27 protein-coding genes are annotated in these 22,174 nt (G+C 63.5%); 11 read left to right on the top strand and 16 right to left on the bottom strand.

Annotated elements, in window-relative coordinates:
* Positions 1-31 precede the first annotated feature (31 nt).
* A complete protein-coding gene (locus FHY55_RS07165; protein ID WP_168222954.1) occupies positions 32-334 on the top strand; it encodes an ATPase, T2SS/T4P/T4SS family in 303 nt (100 codons plus the stop codon).
* A gap of 51 nt (positions 335-385) precedes the next feature.
* On the opposite strand, the gene FHY55_RS07160 is transcribed toward FHY55_RS07165, so the two are convergent.
* Together FHY55_RS07160 and FHY55_RS07155 are read right to left on the bottom strand one after the other, a co-directional pair.
* Complete coding sequence (locus FHY55_RS07160; protein ID WP_140013535.1) at positions 386-952, bottom strand: hypothetical protein; 567 nt, start codon at positions 950-952, stop codon at positions 386-388.
* Complete coding sequence (locus FHY55_RS07155) at positions 940-1,869, bottom strand: RHS repeat-associated core domain-containing protein (RefSeq protein ID WP_168222953.1); 930 nt, start codon at positions 1,867-1,869, stop codon at positions 940-942. Before FHY55_RS07155 ends, FHY55_RS07160 begins: the two co-directional genes overlap by 13 nt.
* A 270-nt stretch (positions 1,870-2,139) precedes the next feature.
* Between FHY55_RS07155 and FHY55_RS07150 the strand changes: the two genes are divergently transcribed.
* Positions 2,140-2,553 (top strand): hypothetical protein, encoded by a 414-nt coding sequence (locus FHY55_RS07150; RefSeq protein WP_140013533.1) that lies wholly within the window; start codon positions 2,140-2,142, stop codon positions 2,551-2,553.
* 80 nt (positions 2,554-2,633) lie between these two features.
* Positions 2,634-2,789, top strand: coding sequence for a hypothetical protein (locus tag FHY55_RS20465; protein WP_168222952.1), 156 nt, complete (start codon positions 2,634-2,636; stop codon positions 2,787-2,789).
* A 307-nt stretch (positions 2,790-3,096) separates the two neighbouring features.
* Here FHY55_RS20465 and FHY55_RS07145 read toward each other — a convergent pair whose 3' ends face one another.
* The 5 genes from FHY55_RS07145 to ppk2 form a co-directional block, all read right to left on the bottom strand.
* Positions 3,097-4,017, bottom strand: coding sequence for a DUF4123 domain-containing protein (locus FHY55_RS07145; RefSeq protein WP_140013532.1), 921 nt, complete (start codon positions 4,015-4,017; stop codon positions 3,097-3,099).
* Between the two features lie 67 nt (positions 4,018-4,084).
* A complete protein-coding gene (locus FHY55_RS07140; protein WP_254695442.1) occupies positions 4,085-5,458 on the bottom strand; it encodes an MATE family efflux transporter in 1,374 nt (457 codons plus the stop codon).
* 120 nt (positions 5,459-5,578) lie between these two features.
* Positions 5,579-6,601, bottom strand: a complete 1,023-nt coding sequence (locus tag FHY55_RS07135) for a nickel/cobalt transporter (RefSeq protein ID WP_168222951.1) — start codon at positions 6,599-6,601, stop codon at positions 5,579-5,581.
* Positions 6,583-7,242, bottom strand: a complete 660-nt coding sequence (locus FHY55_RS07130) for a DUF1007 family protein (protein ID WP_168222950.1) — start codon at positions 7,240-7,242, stop codon at positions 6,583-6,585. The genes FHY55_RS07135 and FHY55_RS07130 overlap by 19 nt, the downstream gene beginning before the upstream one ends.
* Positions 7,243-7,423: 181 nt before the next feature.
* Positions 7,424-8,335, bottom strand: a complete 912-nt coding sequence (gene ppk2, locus FHY55_RS07125; protein WP_140013529.1) for a polyphosphate kinase 2 — start codon at positions 8,333-8,335, stop codon at positions 7,424-7,426.
* A gap of 213 nt (positions 8,336-8,548) precedes the next feature.
* Here ppk2 and FHY55_RS07120 point away from each other — a divergent pair, with 213 nt between their 5' ends.
* From FHY55_RS07120 to FHY55_RS07110, 3 genes are read left to right on the top strand one after another with little or no spacing between them, the layout of a single operon-like run.
* Entirely contained in the window at positions 8,549-8,797 is a 249-nt protein-coding gene (locus FHY55_RS07120; protein ID WP_140013528.1) for a hypothetical protein, read from the top strand.
* A complete protein-coding gene (locus tag FHY55_RS07115; protein WP_140013527.1) occupies positions 8,794-9,174 on the top strand; it encodes a type II toxin-antitoxin system death-on-curing family toxin in 381 nt (126 codons plus the stop codon). Before FHY55_RS07120 ends, FHY55_RS07115 begins: the two co-directional genes overlap by 4 nt.
* Positions 9,171-9,575: a hypothetical protein gene (locus FHY55_RS07110; protein WP_140013526.1), complete on the top strand. Its 405-nt coding sequence runs from the start codon at positions 9,171-9,173 to the stop codon at positions 9,573-9,575. Before FHY55_RS07115 ends, FHY55_RS07110 begins: the two co-directional genes overlap by 4 nt.
* Positions 9,576-9,611: 36 nt before the next feature.
* Here the strand turns inward: FHY55_RS07110 and FHY55_RS07105 are convergent, their stop codons facing one another.
* Positions 9,612-10,193 (bottom strand): hypothetical protein, encoded by a 582-nt coding sequence (locus FHY55_RS07105; protein ID WP_140013525.1) that lies wholly within the window; start codon positions 10,191-10,193, stop codon positions 9,612-9,614.
* 141 nt (positions 10,194-10,334) lie between these two features.
* Between FHY55_RS07105 and FHY55_RS07100 the strand changes: the two genes are divergently transcribed.
* The 3 genes from FHY55_RS07100 (at position 10,335) to FHY55_RS07090 (ending at position 14,309) form a co-directional block, all read left to right on the top strand.
* The gene (locus FHY55_RS07100; RefSeq protein WP_140013524.1) at positions 10,335-12,290 is read left to right on the top strand and encodes a DNA topoisomerase IV subunit B; all 1,956 of its coding nucleotides are present in this window, start codon (positions 10,335-10,337) and stop codon (positions 12,288-12,290) included.
* The gene (locus tag FHY55_RS07095) at positions 12,287-13,204 is read left to right on the top strand and encodes an abortive infection family protein (protein ID WP_140013523.1); all 918 of its coding nucleotides are present in this window, start codon (positions 12,287-12,289) and stop codon (positions 13,202-13,204) included. The genes FHY55_RS07100 and FHY55_RS07095 overlap by 4 nt, the downstream gene beginning before the upstream one ends.
* A 421-nt stretch (positions 13,205-13,625) precedes the next feature.
* Positions 13,626-14,309 carry a hypothetical protein gene (locus FHY55_RS07090; protein WP_140013522.1) on the top strand — a complete coding sequence of 228 codons (684 nt, stop codon included), beginning with the start codon at positions 13,626-13,628 and terminating at the stop codon, positions 14,307-14,309.
* Between the two features lie 66 nt (positions 14,310-14,375).
* Here the strand turns inward: FHY55_RS07090 and FHY55_RS07085 are convergent, their stop codons facing one another.
* From FHY55_RS07085 to FHY55_RS07075, 3 genes are all read right to left on the bottom strand, one after another.
* Positions 14,376-14,582: a CsbD family protein gene (locus FHY55_RS07085; protein ID WP_140013521.1), complete on the bottom strand. Its 207-nt coding sequence runs from the start codon at positions 14,580-14,582 to the stop codon at positions 14,376-14,378.
* A gap of 150 nt (positions 14,583-14,732) precedes the next feature.
* On the bottom strand, positions 14,733-15,023 hold the full coding sequence (locus FHY55_RS07080) for a hypothetical protein (RefSeq protein ID WP_140013520.1): 291 nt from the start codon (positions 15,021-15,023) through the stop codon (positions 14,733-14,735).
* A 138-nt stretch (positions 15,024-15,161) separates the two neighbouring features.
* Positions 15,162-15,557: a cytochrome c gene (locus FHY55_RS07075; RefSeq protein ID WP_140013519.1), complete on the bottom strand. Its 396-nt coding sequence runs from the start codon at positions 15,555-15,557 to the stop codon at positions 15,162-15,164.
* A 222-nt stretch (positions 15,558-15,779) separates the two neighbouring features.
* Between FHY55_RS07075 and FHY55_RS07070 the strand changes: the two genes are divergently transcribed.
* Positions 15,780-16,466: a hypothetical protein gene (locus FHY55_RS07070; RefSeq protein WP_140013518.1), complete on the top strand. Its 687-nt coding sequence runs from the start codon at positions 15,780-15,782 to the stop codon at positions 16,464-16,466.
* A gap of 104 nt (positions 16,467-16,570) precedes the next feature.
* Positions 16,571-17,011: a DMT family transporter gene (locus FHY55_RS07065; protein ID WP_140013517.1), complete on the top strand. Its 441-nt coding sequence runs from the start codon at positions 16,571-16,573 to the stop codon at positions 17,009-17,011.
* On the opposite strand, the gene FHY55_RS07060 is transcribed toward FHY55_RS07065, so the two are convergent.
* From FHY55_RS07060 to proS, 5 genes are all read right to left on the bottom strand, one after another.
* The gene (locus tag FHY55_RS07060; protein WP_140013516.1) at positions 17,008-17,808 is read right to left on the bottom strand and encodes a hypothetical protein; all 801 of its coding nucleotides are present in this window, start codon (positions 17,806-17,808) and stop codon (positions 17,008-17,010) included. The two genes, FHY55_RS07065 and FHY55_RS07060, sit on opposite strands and share 4 nt — an antisense overlap.
* A 133-nt stretch (positions 17,809-17,941) precedes the next feature.
* A complete protein-coding gene (locus FHY55_RS07055; protein ID WP_140013515.1) occupies positions 17,942-18,622 on the bottom strand; it encodes an ABC transporter ATP-binding protein in 681 nt (226 codons plus the stop codon).
* Positions 18,615-19,862, bottom strand: a complete 1,248-nt coding sequence (locus FHY55_RS07050; protein WP_140016031.1) for an ABC transporter permease — start codon at positions 19,860-19,862, stop codon at positions 18,615-18,617. The genes FHY55_RS07055 and FHY55_RS07050 overlap by 8 nt, the downstream gene beginning before the upstream one ends.
* Positions 19,863-19,983: 121 nt before the next feature.
* Complete coding sequence (locus tag FHY55_RS07045; RefSeq protein ID WP_140013514.1) at positions 19,984-20,814, bottom strand: hypothetical protein; 831 nt, start codon at positions 20,812-20,814, stop codon at positions 19,984-19,986.
* A 10-nt stretch (positions 20,815-20,824) separates the two neighbouring features.
* Positions 20,825-22,165 carry a proline--tRNA ligase gene (gene proS, locus FHY55_RS07040; protein WP_140013513.1) on the bottom strand — a complete coding sequence of 447 codons (1,341 nt, stop codon included), beginning with the start codon at positions 22,163-22,165 and terminating at the stop codon, positions 20,825-20,827.
* Positions 22,166-22,174 lie beyond the last annotated feature (9 nt).

Genomic DNA, 22,174 nt, shown 5'->3' with positions numbered 1-22,174 from the left:
GGCCAGAGCCAGCGTGTACGTTGGCACCGTGATGCCCCTCAGCCGCACACTGCCCGCAGAAATCCGCGACGAGGCGACGGCGGCGATGGCCTGCCGGGCCGGGCTGATGGGGCGGATGGTGCTGGCGACCCTGCACACGAAGTCCGCCGCCTCGGCCCGCCGGCGGATGCTGAACCTCGGGGTGGAAGAGCATGTGCTGGAGGAGGTGCTGCGAGGGGTGCTGGCGCAGCGGCTGGAGGTGCGGGCTTGTGCGGGCTGCGGTGGGGCGGGGTGTGAGGTCTGTGGGGGGATTGGGGCTGCGTCACGGGAGGTGGGGGTGGAGTTCATAATTTGACCAACTTTGAGGCGGATACGCCCCAAAAACCAACTCAGATATTTCAAAATATCATCGGTTGAACGCATTTGTTAGCAGCGCGAGGCTACGTATTTTCTCTATCTCACCGAGCTTCAAGAGTTTTATGTCTTCAAGCTGGCGATCAATCTGAGAATACACCATACCGTTGTCCACATAAGGAAAATCACTGCTCTCTGAACAGTACAATAACGAGTCCAAGGCCGCACGAGCAGACCATTCCAGCTTCCGGACATCTCTTTCAACGGCATACTCACAACAGTATGAGAGGATACTCAACGCGTCTTGAGCAAGCGGATGGTAGATATTCCACTTACTGTCTTCTCCCGGAATAATGAAGTCAATCTTGGAAGAGGAATCCTTCCACGAAGAACGATCCTCGAGATCAGTTCTCAGGAGGGCCATTTTCCAAATCTTTTCTCTCGAGCTTGAAACCACCTCATCCATGGGCAGTCTCGCAGTTTCGAAATATCGCTCCATGAACGGACGGAGTCGCTCGAACGAAGCCATTCCAAACGCTACAGCTTGCACTGGGTCCACCTCGAGCAGCAACAATCCCACTTGTTTCTGATGTAGGTCAATTTTCTTTAGTACGGCCATATCGCAGTTCTCGGTCCGGTAAGAATACCGCCAGTGGAGTTGATTGCATCTTGGCAGGACCGGCAAATATTCGTTGTCGTATGAATACTTCTGGGAACCATACCATTTTTTGCGGCATGTTGAATAGCTGTAATCTCCGCATGAACGCCAGGTGAGCGTGCTGCCACTTCGTCGGCAGCCAAGGCCGCCCTTTGCGCTGGATCAAGGTCTCTAACACCGCCCGCCACGATGCGCGTACCTGATTCTGTGTTCATCACGGCTGTCGTTCGACTGCTTCTCGCTTTCGGATGGGTCAGAGTATTATGAATTTCTTGAGCTCTCCGGGCGGCTCGCATTTGCGCGAGGTTTTCCTTCAATATTGTCCGAGCTTGAAGGATGGTCCCGAAACGAGCTGCTCCATGGACACCGACAGCGCCTGAAATAGCAATCGATCGGTTAATCCATGGACTACGTCCTTCAACTTCGTTGCCCGATGCGGCCGAAGCTCGCCTAAGGTGCTCTTCGCGAAACTCTCTACCTTTGACAGCGGATGCATAGCGCGAATACTTTGCCCTTCGATATGCTGAAAAGTGATCGAACAGTGCCAAGGTCTCATCGATAGTCTCTTCTGTCGCGTCATCGGGCCAAGGTTCAATCTCGAACTCGCCTTCACCGCCGGGCGAGTCGCTGTCACAGCTGACTGAGTTTCCGCTGCTTGAGCACTCATTCCCCCCCGGATCCCTGCCGTTCACCGGATCTCCACCGGCATAGGCATAGCGATTGGCGCCCACCCCGGGTTCGGTCACCTCGAACCAGTCGGGCGAGAGGAACAGGCCGATCTCCGGGTCGTAGTACCGCGCGTTGAGGTACATCATCCCCGTCGTCCGGTCGCGGCGTTCGCCGATGTAGCTGTGGTCCTCCTCGGCGCCCACCTGCACCCTGAACTCCACCGCCCGGCCGTAGGGGGTTTAGAGGCTCTCGCTAGAGAGCTCGTCGCCGGCGGCGTCATCCGCCTTGGTCACCATCCGGCCCAAAGCCGAGGTCATCGGCGTGGATGTAGCGGGCCTCGCCGTTCACCAGGCTCACCCCGGCGGCCGGGTAGGTGACGACCTCGGTGTTCACCCCCGCCCCATCAGCACGCACCCCCCATCTGGCGCACCGCCCCGCCCCCTGCTATCCCTTCTGCGAGAACGAGGGACATGAGGCCGATGGCAGGCGAATTACCCGACTATTACTTCCGCGTGCGCGAAAACGGGGCGGTGGCCTTTCGCGTCGATACCGAAAACCGCCAGCGCCGGATCGAGATGGATCAGATCGCCGTGATCAACATCAAGAACGGCGAGGTGAAGCCCCATGGCGATCGCAAGCTGACCGAAGAGGATGTGGAGGCGATCACCGAGTGGATGACCGAGCGCACAGCGCTTCTGGCCCGCCGCGACATCGACGATATCCACCGCGCGGTGGATTACCTCAACATCACCACCCAATGGGTGCAGTCCAAGGCGGCTGACGAGCAGCTTGAAGAGGTCACCGACGCGCTCCTGCTGGCCATGCATGATCTGCGCTCGGTGCTGGTGCGCAAGAAGGCCGATCGGCTGATGCGGGCCCGGGGCGAAGGTTGAGCGCCCCGCGCGGTTGCCTGCCTTTCGATTTGCTGCCAATCTGCGCCCGCGCATCGTTAATCAATTTGAAAGGGACACCCATGATCCGCAAGACGCTGCCCCTCCTCCTGGTCCTGGGCCTCGCCGCCTGCGTGCAGCCCGCCCCCGAACCCGAGCCGGAGCCCGTGCTCGACGAGAACGGAGTCGAGGTTCTGCCGACCGACGACGTCATCACCGAAGACGAGCTGCTCTCCTAAGCGATCCGGGCGGGGCCACCGCGCGCCCCGCCCCCAAAGCCGCCGACCCGGGCCGTGAAGGCCGGACAACGCGCGCCCAAAGCACCCCCACGGGACGGCCCGACACCCCGGGGCCAGCCGGTACCGCGCCTGCGGTCCACCGCTAAACGTCGTCTTCGGTTGTGTGATATCTCTCCGGGCGAACCGCCGGGGCCACCCCGGCCCCCGCCATGCCAGCGCCCGGCCATCCCAGCCACTCGCCGGCCCTTGCGGCCCTCATCGCAGATGCGAAGAGCGACCAGAGGGCGCGATGAGCCGCCTCAGCGCCCTACTTGGCAAACCCCAGCTCCATCTCCGCCCGCCACAGCCGCTCCTCGGCGCTGGCGTCGGGCATCTTCAGGGCCTCCAGCACCTTCTCGTGCCCCGCCGCCAGCTCAAAATTCCGGCCCCAGCGCTTGTCGAGATGGATGAACTCCCAAATCTGGTCGAGCGTCATGCAGCCGTAACTCTCGGCGCGGTCATAGGCCTCGATCACGCGGGCCTCACGCTCTTCCGCGGTGGGCTCGGGCATATCCGAGCCCAACTCATGCACCGCCCGGCGGCGCAGGCCCCGGCCATGCACACCCGCCAACTCGTCGTATTGCTCGGCCCGCAGCCGAAGGCGGCCAAATCCCGGCGGCGCGTTGTGGCTCGGGTTCTGCGTATGCGTCACCTCCGCGCCGGGCGGCTGCATCGCCACCGAAAGCGCCGCGCCAAAGAGCTGGCCGCGCTGCGCGTCATCCAACACCGGAATCAGGAGCGACATCACATGCGGGTCGCCATGGCGAAACAGCACCGTCTCCCAGCCCGCGCCCCTGTCCACCGCGCCAACCTGACGGCGGCCAACGATGGGCTCGGCCCGGTTGGCCGGGATCTCCACAAGGTTCAGGCGGCGCAGATGGGCAAAGATGTTGTCCTCGCTCTTCTCGCCCTGATCCGGCCAATCCCACCAGACAACGGCAGGCACCCCGGCGCAAACATCCGTCACCTGTTCAACCGCATAAAGGTTGGGGCAGGCCACAAGATGCGGGCCACGGCTCAGCGCGGGCAGGTCGATCTCATCGCTGAACAGCGGCACGGCTTTCAGGCCAACATCGCGGATCCGCCCCGGCAGATCATCAAAATGCGCGCCGTCGATCACTGCAAAGATCTTGCCCTGTAGGCGGCGCAGCAGGCTGCCCAACTGGTCCTTCGGTGCGCTCTCACTCATCACGGGGCCTCCTGCTATCGGATCGCCGACATGCCTAGCACCGCTGATGCGGGCGGGAAAGGGGCGCTCAGGCCGGTGCGGGGCCTTCGGCGAAGCTCTCGCCAATCCGCACCGAGCGGCCCCAGAACCGCCAGAGCAGCAAAACGCTCGCCACCGCCAGCCCCATCGCGAGGCCAAACCACACGCCCATGCCGCCCCATCCCAGCGGAAAGCCAAAGGCCCAGGCCAGCGGCGCGCCGACGCCCCAGTAGGAGACGGCAGCAATCCACATCGGCACCCGAATGTCCTGCACCCCGCGCAAAAGGCCCATCGCCGTCACCTGCGCCCCGTCAAACAGCTGGAACAGCGCCGCCATCGCCATCAGGCCCACCCCGGTGGCGATGATCGCATCGCGCGCCGGTTCCTCCGGGTCCACGAAGAGGCCGATGAGCAGCCCGGGCACGGCAAGATACATCACCAGCGTCGCCAGCGCCCAGCCGATCGAGAGCGCGAGCGAAACCTGCGCCCCGCGCCGCAGCCCGGCTTCATCCACGCGCCCAAAGGCCTTGCCCGCGCGGATCGTGGCGGCGTTGGAGAGACCGAGGTGCACCATGAAGGTGGCACTGGCGATCTGTATGGCGATACCATGGGCGGCCAGCGCGATGGTGCCGATCCAGCCCATCAGCAGCGAGGAAAAGGCAAAAAGCCCGACCTCGGCCAGCAGCGTCAGCCCAATCGGCCACCCCAGCTTGAACACCTGCGCCAGCGCCGCGCCATCGCCCCGCCAGAGACGATGGAAGATGCCATGCTCGGGGAAGATCCGCATCGCGTAGAGCCCCAGCAAAAGGGCCGAAAGCAGGTGGCCGGTGAGCGAGGCCCATGCCGCGCCAACCAGCCCCAGTTCCGGCGCGCCCAGCTTGCCAAAGATCAGCACCCAGTTGAGAAACACGTTCACCACCGCCGCGACAATGGCGATCCAGAGCAGCACACTCGTGCGCTCCAGCGCCGAAAGGTAGCTCTTGAGCACCATGGTCAGCAGCGCGGGCAGCAGCGCCACGCCGGCGATCCGCAGGTAGCCCTCGGCCATTGCGGCCAGCTCCGGATCTTGCCCAAGCGCCACAAGGATCGGGCCAGAAAACCAGAACGCGGGCTGGAACGCCGCCCATGAAAAGGCCGAAAGCCAGAAGCCCATGCGGGTGACGCGCCTGAGCCGCTGCACCCCCTCCTCGCCGCGCTCGCTGGCCTCGGCAACCAGCGGCAGCACCGCCTGTGAAAAGCCGATGGAGAAGATGAAAGCCACGATCCAGAAAGTGCCCGCCAGCACCATCGCCGCCAGCCCGGGGACAGAATACCACCCCATCATCAGCGTGTCGGTGATCTGGATCGCCATCTGCGCCAGATGCCCGCCCACCAGCGGGAGGCCCAGCAGCAGAATCGCCTTGGCATGGCCCGTATATGTCATCTGATCGCGCATGGCCCCTGCTAGGCCTTCGGCAAGGCTGAGGCAAGACCCGTGCTGTCAGCAGCTTTCGCCGGCCTCATCCCGCCCGGAAACGGGCAGGCACGCCCCGCCCTGCGCGGCTCAGAGCGCCCGCAACAGCAACTGCCCGGCCACCAGCACCACCACGGCGCCCGCCGCAAGCTCCAGCACCGGCCCGGCCAGCCGGAGCGCCGCGCCGCGCCCCTCCAATGCGCTCCACGTGCCCTCGCGCAGGGTCACCGCCATGATCGCCACCGCAATGGTGACCAGCGCAGTGCCAATGCCCATGGCAAACGCCCCGGCAATCCCCGCGCCCGCAAGGCCGAGCCGCCATGTGATGACCAGCAAAAAGAGCGCCCCGGTGCAGGGCCGAATGGCGATACCAGCAATGAGGATGAGAATGTCGCGCAGGCTGCCTGCATTCTCCACCTGCGCCAGCGTCGGCCCATGCGCGTGGCCACAGCTTTCGCACACCGCGCCATCGCCTTCATGGGCGTGGTCATGGCCGTGTGCGTGGTCGTGTTGGTGATCGTGGCCGTGGTCGTGGCTGCGCGCGTGGTCGTGTCGGTCATCGTGGTCATGGCCATGCACGTGACCATCACCACCACCGTGCGCCACGGCCCCGCCCCGCGCACGCCGCAAAAGCCCGCGCAGGCCCCGCACAGCAAGCCACACACCGATCAGCGCGATGGCCCCGTAAGACGCGGGGGCCAGCACCTCTTCGGTCAGCCCCTCCACCCGGTCGCCGCCCCAGCCCAGCACCGCCAGCGCGCCATAAACCAGCGCCACCGCCGCGCCCGCCTGCGCCAGCGACGACAGCAGCGCCACCACCGAGAGCTTCACCAGCGGCACCCGCCGCCCCAGCCCGTAACCGCCGATCAGCACCTTGCCATGCCCCGGCCCGGCGGCATGCACCACACCATATGCAAAACACAGGCCAAGCAGCCCCCAAAGCGCCGCAGGCTGCCCGCCCTTCAGCGCCCGGATCGCCCCGGCCATGCTGCCCTGAAATTCCTTTTGCGCAGAGGCCGCCCAGCGCCCCAGCGCGTCAACCGCACCGCTCGCCCAAAGCCCCGCCAGCAGCAGCGCCAGCAAAATCGCCGCGATTACGAGCCAGCGTCGCACGCCACACGAACTTCCTGTGCAAACATATCGCCCACTGGCGGAAACTCCGCCTCATTCAGCCCCTGCGCCTGCGCCGCGCCCTGCAACTCGTCCAGCGCAGCCTGAAGCTGCTCGGCAGCGGCATCGAAATCGGGCACCCAAAGCTCGGCCTCGCAGCCCTCACGGCCGGTCAAAACCGTCTTCGCCGTCACCTCATAGGCCGAGTAATAGGTTTCGTCATAGGGCGACAGGATCACAACGCCCGCCGGATCCACCGGCTCCGCCAACCGCCGCAGATGGCTGGAAGACACCATGCCCTCCGAAAACCCCGCATCGATCTCCTCGGGCGGGCCCAGTGGCACCTTCACGCCATCCACCGTCAGATGCGTGTCGCCCTCAAAGCCCTCGGGCCAGTCCATGTCAAAGCCCTTCAGCGCCTCCAGCTCGGCCTCGGTGGCCTCGCCGTCGTAGTCGCTGTCAACGCCGCGCTCTTCGGTGATGTAAAGCGAGGTCAGCTCGTCATAACGCCAGTGCACCCGCACGGCCTCGATCAGCCCCGCCTCGTCAAAGATCACCTCAAAGCCGGTTTCGACAAAAACATGCGGATGCGCCCCCGCCACGCCGGGGAGAGCCAGTGCCAAAGCTGCAAGCAAGTGTTTCATGGCGGCGACCCTACAGCGGCCCCGAAGCCGCCTCAAGCGCCCCCCGCGCCCGCTCGGCAAGATGTGACCAGCCCCTCGCACGCCGCAGCCGCGCCACGGTCCGAGGGGCGCTCCACACCGCTGCGATGAGCAGCCGAAGGCCCCGAAGAGCAGCCCCCGGCCAGGCCCCGTCACCGAGCCGTCAGCCCCGCCGCAACTCCGGGTGAAGGGCCGCCCCAAGAATGTGATCGGCCCCCCGCACCACATGCGCCCCCGCGCTCACCAGCGCCGGGTCCGGCCCCTTCACCACCTTCATGTTGCGCCCCGGATAGTCGAGGCTCGCCAGAAAGTGCCGCATGCAAGCCAGACGCGCCCGCTTCTTGTCGGCACTCTTCACGATGGTCCAAGGCGCATCCGCCGTATCGGTGTAAAAGAACATCGCCTCCTTCGCCTCGGTGTAATCGTCCCACATATCAAGGCTCGCCTTGTCGATGGGGCTGAGCTTCCAGCGTTTCAGCGGATCGGTCTCGCGGGAGGCAAAGCGCGCCCGCTGCTCCTCTTTCGTGACCGAAAACCAGTATTTGAAAAGGTGAATGCCAGAGCGCACGAGCATCCGCTCCAACTCCGGCGTCTGGCGCATGAACTCCAGGTATTCATTGGGGCTGCAAAACCCCATCACCCGCTCCACGCCCGCCCGGTTGTACCAGGAGCGGTCGTAAAACACCATTTCCCCCGCCGTCGGCAGATGCTCGATATAGCGCTGAAAGAACCACTCGCCCTTCTCTCTCTCCGAAGGCTTGTTCAGCGCCACTACGCGGGCTTCGCGCGGGTTCAGATGCTCCATGAACCGCTTGATCGTGCCGCCCTTACCCGCCGCATCACGCCCCTCGAAGAGCACCACAATCTTCTGCCCGGTCTCGGCCACCCACTTCTGCACCTTCAACAGCTCGGCCTGAAGATCTGCCTTCTGGTGCTCGTAGCTGCGGCGCGAAAGCCGCTTGTCATAGGGGTAAACGCCCCGTTCGAAGGCTTGGCGCAGGCTGTCGGGCTGGGGCGCAGGCAGCGGCGCGGCGTCTTTCGAAAGGGCGGAGGTGATGGCGTTGTCTTCAGGCATGAATGGCTCCTTCTCTGTCCTGCCCCCGAGTCTACCCCGCCTCGCCCCACCCCGCCTTGACACCGCTCAAACCGGCAAGCGGTGGCAACATGCCCGGCCAAACCGCCAAACCAGTGCACCGCCCGTAGGGTGGGCAATCTGCCCACCACCCCCATGCTTGAAATTTCCGCCATAATAGCGCACATTAAAATGCACACTTAGGAGCACACCCAGATGAACCGCATCTTCGCCAGCCAAACCTGCACCATGACCGAGCTGCGCGAGCCCCAGAAGGTGCTCGACCGCGCCAACGGCAAGCCCGTCGCCATCATGAAAAACTCCCGCGTCGTCGGCTACCTCGTCCCCGAGGCCGCCACCCCCGAGGAGGAGCCGCGCGTGGCGACGATGGAGGAGGTGAGAGAGGCCATGGAAGCCACCTGTGAACAGGCCCAACCCGTGCTGGACTACTTGAAAGACAAATGACCTATCTGCTGCTCGACGCCGAGATCGTCGAGACCATCCACGACAAGGTTCTCAACCCCGGAGAACTCCCGGGCCGCGCCGTCGACAAATCCCTCGACGGTGCCCTCGCCCGCGTCGACAACCGCCTCTACTACGGCATGATCGAAGACGTCTTCGATCTTGCCGCCGCCTACGCCCAGGCCATCGCCTGCGGCCATTGCTTCAATGATGCCAACAAGCGCACAGCCTACCGTTCAATGCTCGTCTGCCTCAAGCTGAACGGCGTCACCATTGCGCACGGCACCGAAGAAGCAGGCAACAAGATCATCGCCCTCGCCCAGCGCAAACTCGACGACATCGACCTCGCCCGTTGGCTCCGTGAAAAGGCCCGCACATGACCCGCCTCCTCCCCGTAGTCTTCGCCCTGCTCACCGCCACCCCGGCCCTCGCCGAAAGCTACGCCTGCACCGTGCAGGATTTCACCACCTTCTCCCGCGATGACACCGGCTTCATCGAGGCCAACAAGCGCAAAACCTACGACCTCACGATCGACGGCGACACCATCACCCTCGCCATGCATTCGCAGGATTTCGAGAGCAACACCTACAGCTACACCGTCACCCGCCGCGCGTTCCTCGACACCATTGCCCGGCGGGCAGACAGCAGCGGCGTCAACCTGCTCGTTCTCCCGCCCCGTCCCGCAGCCACACTCGCGCGCGACGGCCACTTCAGTGCCACCCTCAGCGTGCAATCGAACCACTATACCAACAGCTGGCTGCTGGCCTGTAAGGCGCCCTAGGGCGCAGGTCTGACGAACCCCACCACAGCCTGCGGGTCAGATCACAAACAGGTTGAACCCCTGAAAGAGCAGAAACCCCGCATAGATCCCGATCCAGAGCTGCCCAAAAATCGCAACCCGCAGCCCCCAAGAGCGCACACCCGAAGCGATCAGACCCGCCGCCAGATACCAGAACCCGAGGGCCAGCAAAATCGCGCCCGCCTGCAAGGCACGGGTCAGCGGGTCCATGTCCTCCACAAGCGCCGGTAGTAGAAGAACCATCGGTATCGGAAAGATCGTAACCATCGCGACAGGCGTGATCAGGGCCAGCAAAATCGCCGGGATCACCCGAAGCAAACGTGGCCGCAAAGCCGCGCCCCAATGCCCGCGCTGACCGATAATCAGCGCTGCCAGCGTGCCCAGTGGCATTGCAACGCAAAGGGCCGCCAGCGCGACGGCCCAGGGCGGAAGCGGCTCAAATGGCACAGCCAGAAACCACCTCTCAGCGCCCGCAGAATGTGCCATGAGGCCCCAGGCGAGCAAACCCGCAAAAACCACGCCCCCCACGGCCAAGGCAAGCCGCGCCGTCTTGCGCGCGGCGGGCCGCTCGGCCAACGGGCCATCTCCAACATTCTCCACAGTCACACCACCTCGCACCAACCAACACTCCACCCTAGGCACACAAGCGGGCCGGTCAATCCTGCCCAACCCCGCTTCCACCTGCCGCCCCCATCCGCTACACTCTCCGCCAACCAAAAGCCCGAAAAAGAGCAGCACCACATGGCCGACGATATCCTCACGCCCCAGGACAAATCCACCTACGACGCCTCCTCCATTCAGGTGCTCGAAGACATGGAGCACGTCCGCCTGCGCCCCGGCATGTATATCGGCGGCAAGGATGACCGGGCGCTGCACCACATGGTCGCCGAGATCATCGACAACTCGATGGACGAAGCCGTCGCAGGCCACGCCACGTGGATCGAGGTGGAGCTGCATGAAAACGGCCATGTCACCGTGCGCGACAACGGCCGTGGCATCCCCATCGGCGCCCACCCCAAAGACCCGTCAAAGACCGCGCTCGAAATCATCTTCTGCACCCTGAACGCGGGCGGCAAGTTCTCGGGCGACAGCTACGAAACCTCCGGCGGCCTCCACGGCGTCGGCTCCTCCGTGGTCAACGCGCTCTCCGATTACCTCCGCGTGGAAGTCGCGCAGAATCGCGAGCTCTACGCGATGGAATTTTCGCGCGGCGTGCCCCAAGGCAAGCTGGAAAAGATCGGCGCCGCCCCCAACCGGCGCGGCACCACCGTCACCTTCCACCCCGACGCCGAGATCTTCGGCTCGCTCAAGCTCAAGCCGCACCGCCTGTTCAAGATGGCCCGCTCCAAGGCCTACCTCTTTTCGGGCGTCGAGATCCGCTGGAAGTCTGCCATCCCCGATGGCGACACCCCGATGGAGGCCAAGTTCCACTTCCCCGGCGGGCTGGCCGACTACCTCAAGGAGGCCATGGGCGAGGCAACCACCTACGCCGAGGCCCCCTTCGCCGGCACTGTCTCGTTTGAAAAGTTCAACGCGCCGGGCAAGGTCGAATGGGCGATCAACTGGACGCCCTCGCGCGATGGCTTCATCCAAAGCTACTGTAACACCGTGCCCACGCCCGAGGGCGGCACCCATGAGGCGGGCTTCTGGGCCGCGATCCTCAAGGGCATCAAGGCCTACGGCGAGCTGGTGAGCAACAAGAAGGCCACCACAATCACCCGCGAAGACCTGATTACAGGCGCGGGCGCGCTGGTCTCCTGCTTCATCCGCGAGCCCGAGTTCGTCGGCCAAACCAAAGACCGCCTCGCCACCACCGAAGCCCAGCGCATGGTTGAAAACTCCGTGCGCGACCACTTCGACAACTGGCTGGCGAGCAACACCAAATCCGCCGGCGCGATCCTCGATTTCCTCGTGCTACGCGCCGAAGAGCGCCTGCGCCGTCGGCAGGAAAAGGAAACCGCCCGCAAGACCGCCACCAAAAAGCTCCGCCTCCCCGGCAAGCTGGTCGATTGCTCCGCCACCAACCGCGACGGCACCGAGCTGTTCATCGTCGAGGGCGACTCGGCGGGCGGCTCGGCCAAGATGGCCCGCGACCGCCGCAATCAGGCCCTCCTGCCCCTGCGCGGCAAAATTCTCAACGTGCTCGGCGCCGCCTCCTCCAAGCTCGGCTCCAACAACGAGATCTCCGACCTGACACAGGCCCTCGGCGTGGCCCTCGGAAGCAAGTTCAACCTCGACGACCTGCGCTACGACAAGATCATCATCATGACCGACGCCGACGTCGATGGCGCCCACATCGCCTCCCTGCTGATGACCTTCTTCTTCACCCAGATGCGCCCGATGATCGATGCCGGCCACCTCTACCTCGCCTGCCCGCCCCTCTTCCGCCTGACCCAAGGCAGCAAGCGGGTCTATTGTCTGGATGAGGCCGAACGCGACGCATGGCTGGAAAAAGGCCTCGGCGGCAAAGGCAACATCTCCTCCAGCCGCTTCAAGGGCCTTGGCGAGATGGACGCGAAGGATCTGAAAGAAACCACGATGGACCCGAAGACCCGTCAGCTGATTAGAGTTACGATTGACGAGGACGACCCGGGCGAGACGGGGGATTTGGTTGAGAGGCTGATGGGCAAGAAACCGGAACTGCGGTTTCAGTATATTCAGGAGAATGCTAGGTTTGTTGAGGAGTTGGATGTTTGAACTCTGGCGAAGCGAATGAAATCTCCAAGGCGACAAGACTAGACATTTTTGACGCATTTAGACTGGATGAAGTATTTTTTGCTGGCCGCATGGACGATGTCGACTTTCTGGACAGAATCTATAACTTGGAAGAATTCCCTTCCTACGATGATAGGTACTCGAACGCCGCCGGCGACATTTGGCAGCACCGCCACAATAACTATGACTGGGAAAATGATTGGATTTTTTCGGATGCAAGGTTCAATCTAACTGGTTGCTCAGACGTAGAGTTTTTGAAGTTCATATGTGAGATGGCCCACCCTGTGGTTCGTCCCGACGCCGCCCAAGCCAAAAAAATTATTGATATTGCAAACGAACACCTTCGCCACGACGGCTGGAAGCTAATACCAGAACGGCAATTAGCCGGTAGATCAACCTATTCGCCGTCTAGAACAACTGAGTTTCATAGCGCCATCAAACGTGCGTCCACAGCTGCAGAAATCCTTGAATCGAGCTGGATGCAAAAAGAAATAGAGAGAATCCAAGCTTCGGTGGACCAAGACCCTGCGCTAGCAATAGGGACTGCAAAGGATCTCGTAGAGTCGTGTTGCAAAGCAATTCTGGAGGACTGCGACACCGACCTTAAACCGGAAAAGACCGACGACCTTCCTAAGCTATCAAAGAAGGTATGCACTGTCCTTAAGTTGGTTCCGGAAGGAATTTCCTCTGAAGTCAAAGGAGCCGAGATTATCCGAAGGACATTGAGCAATTTGGCGTCGATCACTAAAAGCGTAGCCGAGCTACGCGGGTTGTATGGGTCGGGACATGGGCGTGACGGACGGCACATTGGCCTCGAGCCACGTCATGCACGCTTGGCTGCGTCATCCGCAATTACCTTCGTTGAATTTGTTACGGAAACGCATTTAAAACATTGAAGCGCAAATAGGTAGATACGCACGTCGTTACTAAGATGCATCGCCTGTCTTAAGCAGTCCATCTTTAAGAGCTTCTACCAACTTTCCCAAACCGGGCAGCGCTGACCCGCGGGGTGGCGCGTCCCAACACCCGTCTGTGCCACTTTATCCCTCAGCCATGGCTCTCCCTCTCTACCGCGCGGCTCCCTATCCAAAGCGCCGCCCCGGGGGGCGGGTCGGCGCTGCCCGGCGCCTTACGGCGCGCACCGGGCGGGTCATACCCCTCACCCCAGGCGCTCCCTCACCATTCAACCACCGTCATCCTCGGGCCTGACCCGAGGACCTCCCCCACCTCAGCGCAAAATTGGCCGGAGATCCTCGGATCGAGCCCGAGGATGACCCCCCAACGGAACCCCCGCCTCCCCTCCCCCGTTGTCCTCCCATGTGGCAATGGCTCCAAGACAACCAACCCGCGATCCAGATCATCGTCAGCCTCACCACCACCGTGGTGTGGCTCGCCTATCTCCACATCTTCCTCGTCTCCTTCCGCCGCCAAACCCGCTCCGGCCTGCTGATCAACCGTGCCGGGCGCGATGGCCTCTCTGCCCGCTGCATCATCTCCAACCTCGGCTCCGAACCGGCCTATCTGACCGACGTGCTCGCCGAGGTCGAAATCGGTGACACCACCACCACCGCCAGCGTGGTCGACCGGCTGGAGATGTTTGAAGACAGCAACCAGTCCCAAACCGCCCAAGGCCCCATGGCCAGCGGCGCCTATATCGACATCGGCAGCTTCGAGGATATCTTCGAGCGGGTCCGCCAGCGCCACAGCAGTGAAGACATCGCCTGCAAGGCCGACCGCATAAAGCTGATTGCCGTCGCCGCCACCAGCCAGGCCCGCGATCTCGTGGCCGCCTACCGCAGCTTCGACATATCCGGCAGTGGCGAGCACGCGGTGCTCCGCCCGGTCGAGGTTGAGGCGCATCAGGTCCGCTCGTGGCTCCAGCGCCGCCGCCTCAAACGCCTGCTCTCGACGATCCAGCGCGGCGATCGGATGGAGCACTCCGCCTCTTCCGAGCTTTTCGCGCCAGCCAACCTGCCCGCCTCCCGGCACCCCGCTCCATAGCCTAACCCACAAAAAAGCCCCCCGCGCTTGCGCGCAGGGGGCGGTAACTCTTTACCTCAACCGAGGTCAGGCTGCTTTCAGCCCGGCACGCCAGTCGTCCACCTCTTTTTCGGCTTCCTCACGGGCGTAGCCATATTTCTGCTGCACAAGCCCCACGAGTTGTTCACGCTCGCCCTTGGCTTCCTGCAGTTCATTGTCGGTCAGCTCGCCCCACTTCTCGCGGGCGGAGCCTTGCCACTCTTTCCAGTTGCCTTGGATAACATCCCAATTCATAGCAGTACCTCCTTTCAGGTTCTGGTTGCACAACGCGACCCCACCACCCGAAGTTCCTTTAAACAAAGACGTAGGCACCCCGCCGCCGCACGGCAGAACGGCGGGGAAATCGCCCCGCCGCCTGCCTTGTCATTTGCCGTCAGAGCGCCTTCAGCAGGTCACGCCGGGCTGGCCGCAAAGCCCGCCATCGGTGCGGCCATCCATGATGCCGCTCGCATTCGCCTTGGCGGCCTCTTTCTTCGCGCGCTTCCGGGCGGCCTTCTTCGTCTTGTAGGAGGCGAACCCCACCCAGCATTTCTCGCCGCCCTTGCAATCGGTGTTCTTGATCGCCGCGCCCCAGTAGTTACCGGCCTTGTAAACATCGGTCTTCCATTTCGCTGCATCGGCAGCCCCCGCACCGAGCGCCAGGATCATCGCGGCCATCATCACATGCTTTTTCATCTCAATTCCTTTCGTTCGTATCTGTTTGGCACGGCCCAAAACGTCGGGCCTGTTGAATACATCGGAACCCCCGACGGCCAGAACAACCACCAGTTGATGACAAGTCCCGTCATGAAAGGAAAGATCGCCGAAATCCGGCTATTTCTGCAGCTTTTTCAGATACTCCACGAGGTCTGCCACCGGGCGCGACGTCATGATCGGCTGGCCGGTTTCCGCCTTCAGCGGCGTGTCGTCGCCGTCGAAGAGCTCGCCGTAGACCGGCATTGGCGAGCCGTGCGACACCAGCGGGTCGCGCCCGTCGATCCGTTTGACGACACGCGCCATCGGGAAGGTGCCGGAGTTGTTCAGCGACAGCTCCGTCAGGTTCACCGGTTGCAGCACCAGCGCGGGCGCCATCGGCCCCTGCCCATCGGCATCCAGCCCGTGGCAGGTGGCACAGTGCCGCTCATAGAGCAAACGCCCCTCATGCACATCCTGCGCCTGGGCCATGCCCGCCACCAGCGCCGCCGTGGCCGTGATCATCATCCATTTCATCGTCGATCCTCCTGATGTCTGCCCCGCGCCAATTTTGCGCCCGCCGCGCGGGCCGCGCCATGATCCCTGTCAAGTCGCACCGCCCGCTGCGTTTATTTTTACCACCCGGTCAAAAAATCGTATGCATAGGTTGTACATCACTTGTGCATAGGATGTTGCCCCCCGCTCTTCAGGGTTAACGCCTCTCTTGTCGCCCCCGCCGCACCCGTTAAACTCCGCCAGATGCGCCTGTTCCTCGTCCTCTGTTTCGCCCTGTTCGCCAGCTCCTGCGGCCGCCCGCTGACCGAGGCGGAAAAGGGATTTTTGCAGGAAATTCATGGCGATGGGGTCGATACCTCCCGGGTGCGCGTCACCACCTGGGGCAGCGTCGGCGCGATCGAACGCACCTACCTCTCCCGCCCCCGCACCACCTGCCGCGAGTTGATCCTGCCTCCGATGAAGGAGAAAACCTTCAAATCCCGCACCGCCGGGCTGGTCTTGTTCAACAAGGTTTTTCTCAACCCTGACTGGCACTTGGAAGATTACGTCGAAGGCTGGCCAGAGCGGTTGAACCTGCCCGCGGCGATGTTTCTGGCCCATGAGATCACCCATGTCTGGCAATGGCAAAACCGCCGCCTGACCGGCTATCACCCGCTGAAAGCCGCTGCCGAGCACAAGGGCAATATTGACCCCTATCTGTTTGATCCAGAAAGCAATCCCCGCTTTCTCGACTACCCCTACGAGCAGCAGGCCTCGCTGGTGGAAGAGTTCGTCTGCTGCCGCGCGCTCGATCCGCAAGGCCCCCGCACCGCACGGCTGCGCAGCCTTCTGTCGCAGGTCATGAACCCCGCCCCGCTGGAGCTGTCTCGCCCCGTCGGCACGGTGCAGCTCCCTTGGGAAGAGGCTGAAATTGAAGGGATATGTTCCTGAGCACGGCGCGGTAAACCGATCTTTCACCTTTTGCGCCACACTGGCCCCGTTGCCCCCATCGCGCGCCCGGCCTAGCCTCGCCGCAGAACACAGGAGACACGCCGATGGGTTACGCCAGTTCCGCCGCCATCATGCTCGCCGCTGGCATCGGCATTCCGATCCTTGCCGCGCTCAACGCCAGCCTCGGGCGGCACGTCGGCTCGCCTGCCTCGGCTGCCGTGGTGCTATTTCTGGTGGCCGTCGCCGTGGCCCTCGTGACAGCGCTCATCACTGGCCCCGCGCCGCTGGCCCGCTTCGCCACCGCCCCGCGTGAGGGCTTCATTGCCGGGGTCTTCGTGGCGTTCTACGTGCTGTCGATCACCTGGGTCGCGCCGCATTTCGGCATCGGCAACGCGGTGGTTTTCGTGCTGCTCGGGCAAATGGTGTCGTTTGCAGCGATCGACCACTTTGGCCTCTTCGGCGCAATCCAAACACCGCTGACGGCGTTGCGTGGCATGGGGCTGCTGCTCATGGCTGCAGGCGTAGTGCTGGTGCAAAAGGGTTAGCTGGGCCGCGCAATCATCACAGAGCCAGCGTCCGGCAGTTCCTTCAGACCCTCCAGCAGCACTACCTGCTGCGCAAGCGTCACCACAACGCCATCGGTGACAAGCTCCATGCCGATATCCCCGTCATCCGCGTCCGGGTCTTCCAGAAACAGAACATCCTCCACCGGGTCAAAAGCGGAGATCCGGGCGGTGTAGCTTTCGGGCTCAGAGGCATCGCTCTCCCCGCCCGCATCATCCGGTGCGGTGTCGGCTCCGGGGCCGGCAAGCAGCTGGTCTTCAACGCCGCCCTCTTCGGTGGCGTCACTCTCCTCAGCATCAAGCAGTTCGTCGCCATCAGCGCCCTCAAGCGCCTCGTCACCGGAATCCCCCTCAAGCGCGTCATCGCCCTCAAGGCCGTCCACCCCGTCGCCCCAATCAAGCGCGCCGCCCTTGGCCAGCAGAGCGCCATCGCCCGCACCGATCCGCTCCTCCTCAGCATCGCCTTCATCCTCGGCGGTGCCTTCATCGGCAACGGTCACCGCCTCATCGCCCTCAGCAATGTCCAGCAAATCCTCACCAGCGCCACCCTCAAGCAGGTCATCGCCTGCCTCGGCTTCCATCAAATCGTCGCTCGCATAGGAGCGGATCAGGTCATCCTCCTCACCGGTCGCGATCTGGTCTTCGCCCTCTCCTGTGTCCTCCGCATTGGCGTCCCGCCCGCCTTCGGTGCCGCCGTTGCCTTCATCGCGGCTCACGGCATCACCCATGAACCCCGCAAGGAGCATGAGAGGCATTGCCAGAATGAGAGACCAGTCCATGGGAGTCACCGTTCATCAGAGTTGACGGCAGCATAAACCATAACGCCCTGCGGATGGGGAAACAGTCTTGCCCGGATTCAGAAACGATAAGCCTCGGGAAACACTAGTATAACCTCGCGCGGACAGGGGTGCGTCAGCCCGCGACGAGGTGCCCTGCATCGAGGCGCACGATCCTGTCCATCCGGGCGGCCAGCTCAAGGTTGTGGGTGGCGATCAGCGCAGCAAGGCCGGTTTCGCGCACCAGCGTCATCAGCGCCTGAAACACCGTGTCCGAGGTGTCCGGATCAAGGTTGCCGGTGGGCTCATCGGCCAGCAGGAGGGCTGGCTTGTTGGCCAGCGCACGGCAAAAGGCTACGCGCTGCTGCTCGCCGCCCGAAAGCTCCCCCGGGCGGTGGCTGGCCCGGCCTTCCAGCCCGACCGTGCCCAACAGCTCCAGCGCCCGCGCCTCCGCCGCGCCCTGCTCCACCGCGTTGGCAAGCTGGGGCAGAACGATGTTTTCCAGCGCGGTGAACTCGGGCAGCAAATGGTGGAATTGATAGACAAACCCAACCTGCGCACGCCGCGCCTCGGTGCGCCGCCCATCGCCCAATGCGCCCATGTCTTCACCCAGCAGCCGCACGGCCCCTGCGGTGGGGGTGTCGAGCAGCCCGGCGATGTGCAGCAGGGTCGATTTGCCCGAGCCGGACGGGGCCACAAGCGCCACCACCTCACCCGCAGCCACCTCCAGCGAGGCCCCGCGCAGCACGTTGATCTCATTCGGCTTTCCGGCGTTGTATGTCTTCTCGATCCCCGCCAGCCCCAGAACCTCACTCATAGCGCAGTGCCTCCACCGGATCGAGCCGTGCCGCACGGCGGGCGGGGATGATCGTTGCCCCCCAAGACAGGGCCAGCGCCAGCCCCACAGCAAAGGCCACGTCACCGGCCTGCAACTCGCTTGGCACCCGGTAGATGCCCCGGATCGAGGCGTCCCACACCTCCGAACCGCTCATCCAGTTGATGAAGCTGACGATGTTGTTCACGTTCAGCGCAAAGAGGCAACCCAGCACCGTGCCAAGCGCCGTGGCCACCGTGCCAATGAGCGCGCCGCAGAGGAAGAACACCCGCAAAATCGCCCCCCGCGTCAGCCCCATGGTGCGCAGAATGCCGATGTCGCGGCCCTTGTTCTTCACCAGCATGATCAGGCCCGAGATGATGTTGAGCGCGGCGATCAGCACAAGGATAGACATGATGATGATCATCATGATGTCTTCAATCACCAGCGCCCGCAAAAAGTTGCCCCAGGCGTCCTTCCAACTCCACAGGATCATCCGGTCGCCCGCCGCCTGTAGCAGCGGCGTATCCCATGCTTTGATCTCCTCGGGGTCGTCCACCATCACCTCGATCTCACTCGCGGCGCCATCGAAGTTGAAAAAGCTCTGCGCCTCCTCAAACGGCAGGTAAACCCGGGTGCGATCAATGTCCCAGCGCCCGGCCTGAAAGATGTAAACCACCTCATAGGCGTTCACCCGCGGGGTCACGCCCATTGGGGAGCGGGTGCCGTTGGGGTTGATGATGCGGATCTTTTCACCCACCGTCGCGCCCAGCTCCTGCGCCACGCCCCAGCCGATGGCGATGCCCTCGTTGAAGCGGGCAATATCCCCTTCGCTCTGTTCGGGCTCCACGATGCGGGGCAGGTTCATCAGGTCATCCGCGCGGATACCATACACCTCCACGCCGGCATTGGCCGCTCTCAGGTTGGCCAGCACCTGCCCTTTGACCAACGGCGCAACCGAGGTCACCCCCGGCACTTCGGCAATCCGGTCGGCCACCGCGTCATAATCGGTGATCTGGCGGCTGGTGGCACCGTTCTCGTCAACGTAAACCGCCGCCCGCACAGAGGTATGGGCATTGGCGCCGATGATCGTATCAACAAAATCGGACCGGAATCCCGAGCGCACCGCCATCACCACGATCAGCGCAAAAACCGAAAGGGTAATGCCCCCCAGCGCGATCCAGCTCAGGATCGAAACGCCCCCGTCCGACCGCTGCGAGCGCAGGTAGCGCCATGCGATCATCCACTCATAGCGCGAGAATGGCGCCGTTTTTCCTGCTTTTCCGGCCACGTCGGGGCCTCCTGCCTGTTTGCGCGGGAAAATGCGGGGTGGGGCGGTCCGGGTCAAGCGCCAAAGGGGCCGATCACTCGTAGTAGATCGAGATCGGGCGCAGCAGCAGCGGCATCCCCGGCACCTTGCGATGCGACCGAGCCGGGATCACCGGATATCCACCTGTGCCGATATAGGGGTGCGCGGCATCGCGCTCGCGCCGTTCCAGCGCCGTCGCCACCCGCAGCAGCGCCGTAAACGGGTCTTCACCCTCGTCGGTCATCGGCGCCATCAGCACATCCCAATCGGTGGTGTCGGTGCGCTCGGCGTAATATTGCATCCACATGGTCAACTGGGAGAGATCGGGCCGAAAGACGCGCACCTCCTTGAGCACATCCGTTGTGCGAAAGAGCTGGTGAAGCGCCTCCAGAGAGCCATCGCCGGGGCGGGTTTCGGGCGCATCCCGATAGGCGGCCAGCATGGTGAGAAAGGTCTTAGGCGCAGCGATCGGAGTGCGCCCGGGCTTTTTGGCAGGCGCGGCCGGTCTGGGCTTGGGGGCAGGCTTGGGCCGCGGAATCTGGCCCGGTCCATGGCTGCTCTTCTCCGCCAGCCGCTCCTTGGCTCCCTGCGCCGGTCCGAACCTGTCGAACAGTTCGTAGAACAGCGCCACCCCCTCACGGTCCCCGCCCGCCGCATCGGTCAGGATATCATCCCAGCTCTTCAGCCCGGCCTCCGGGTAGGCTTCCCGAACAAACCTCTCGAAATGGTTGAAAAAATAAGAACCCTCCGGGTCCGGGCCCCCGCCGTGCAGCCGGTGGCTGTTCCACCCGTCCAGCCATGCCGCAAGCTCCCGCAACCCGCCGTAGCGCTCCATCCGGCCTTTCAGCAGGAGGAGGTTCTCGGCGAAGCCCTCGGGCGGAATCACGCCGGCACCCTCAGAGGTGCCCCTCGTAGATCCCCGCCAGCTTCTGCACGGCGGCCTCGGGGCTGAGCTCCTCGCTCTCGCCAGTGCGGCGGCTGGTCAGCTCCACCACACCATTCTTCAGCCCGCGCGGCCCCACGGTGATCCGCCATGGCAGGCCGATCAGATCTTGCGTGGCAAACTTCGCCCCTGCCCGCTCGTCGGTGTCATCCAGCAGCGGATCAAGTCCCAGTGTTTTCAGCGTGCCATAAAGCGCCGCGCTCGTCGCATCACAGGCCTCGTCGCCCGCGCGCATGTTCACGATCCCAACGTGGAAGGGGGTCACGCCCTCGGGCCAGATGATGCCCTTGTCGTCATGGCTCGCCTCAATGATCGCGCCCACAAGGCGGCTCACACCAATACCGTGCGAGCCCATGTGCACCGGCACCTTGGCCCCGTCCGGCCCCTGCACGTTTGCGCCCATCGGCTCGGAATACTTGGTTCCGAAGTAAAAGATCTGCCCCACCTCGATGCCCTTACCCGCGCGGCGGCGCTCCTCGGGGATCTCGCCGTATAGCGCTTCGTCATGGGTCTCGTCGGTGCGGGCGTAAAGGCTTGTGAACTCGTCACAAACCCCCTTCACCTGCTCGCGGTCATCATAGTCGATTTCGCGGTCACCCAGCTTCAGCTCGGTCACGCCTGCATCGTAAAACACATCGCTCTCGCCGGTGTCGGCCAGCACGAGGAACTCATGGGTATCGTCGCCGCCAATCGGCCCGCTGTCGGCCCGCATCGGGATCGCCGTCAGCCCCATCCGCTCGTAGGTGCGCAGGTAGCTCACCATGTGGCGGTTGTAGGCGTGCAGCGCGTCCTCCTTGGTGAGGTCGAAGTTATAGCCGTCCTTCATGTAAAATTCGCGGCCCCGCATCACGCCAAAGCGCGGGCGGATCTCGTCGCGGAACTTCCACTGGATGTGGTAGAGCGTCAGCGGCAGGCTCTTGTAGCTGGCCACATGGGCGCGAAAGATGTCGGTGATCATCTCTTCGTTGGTGGGGCCGAACAGCATGTCGCGGTCGTGCCGGTCGCGGATGCGCAGCATCTCCGGGCCATAGGCGTCATAACGGCCACTCTCGCGCCACAGGTCGGCAGGCTGCACCGTGGGCATCAGCATCGGGATATGCCCCGCTCGCGCCTGCTCCTCATGCACGATCTGCTCAAGCCGCTTGAGCACCTTGAAGCCCAGCGGCAGCCACGAGTAGATCCCGGCGGCCTGCTGGCGGATCATGCCCGCACGCAGCATGTAGCGATGCGAGGCGATCTGCGCGTCGGCAGGGGTTTCCTTGAGAACGGGAAGGAAGTAGCGGCTCAGGCGCATTATTGGTCC

Origin of the sequence: Oceanicola sp. D3 (assembly GCF_006351965.1) — a bacterium.
Lineage (GTDB): Bacteria > Pseudomonadota > Alphaproteobacteria > Rhodobacterales > Rhodobacteraceae > Vannielia.
The sequence above is the reverse complement of the archived record's forward strand: the minus strand, read 5'-3'. Positions and strand labels throughout refer to the sequence as shown.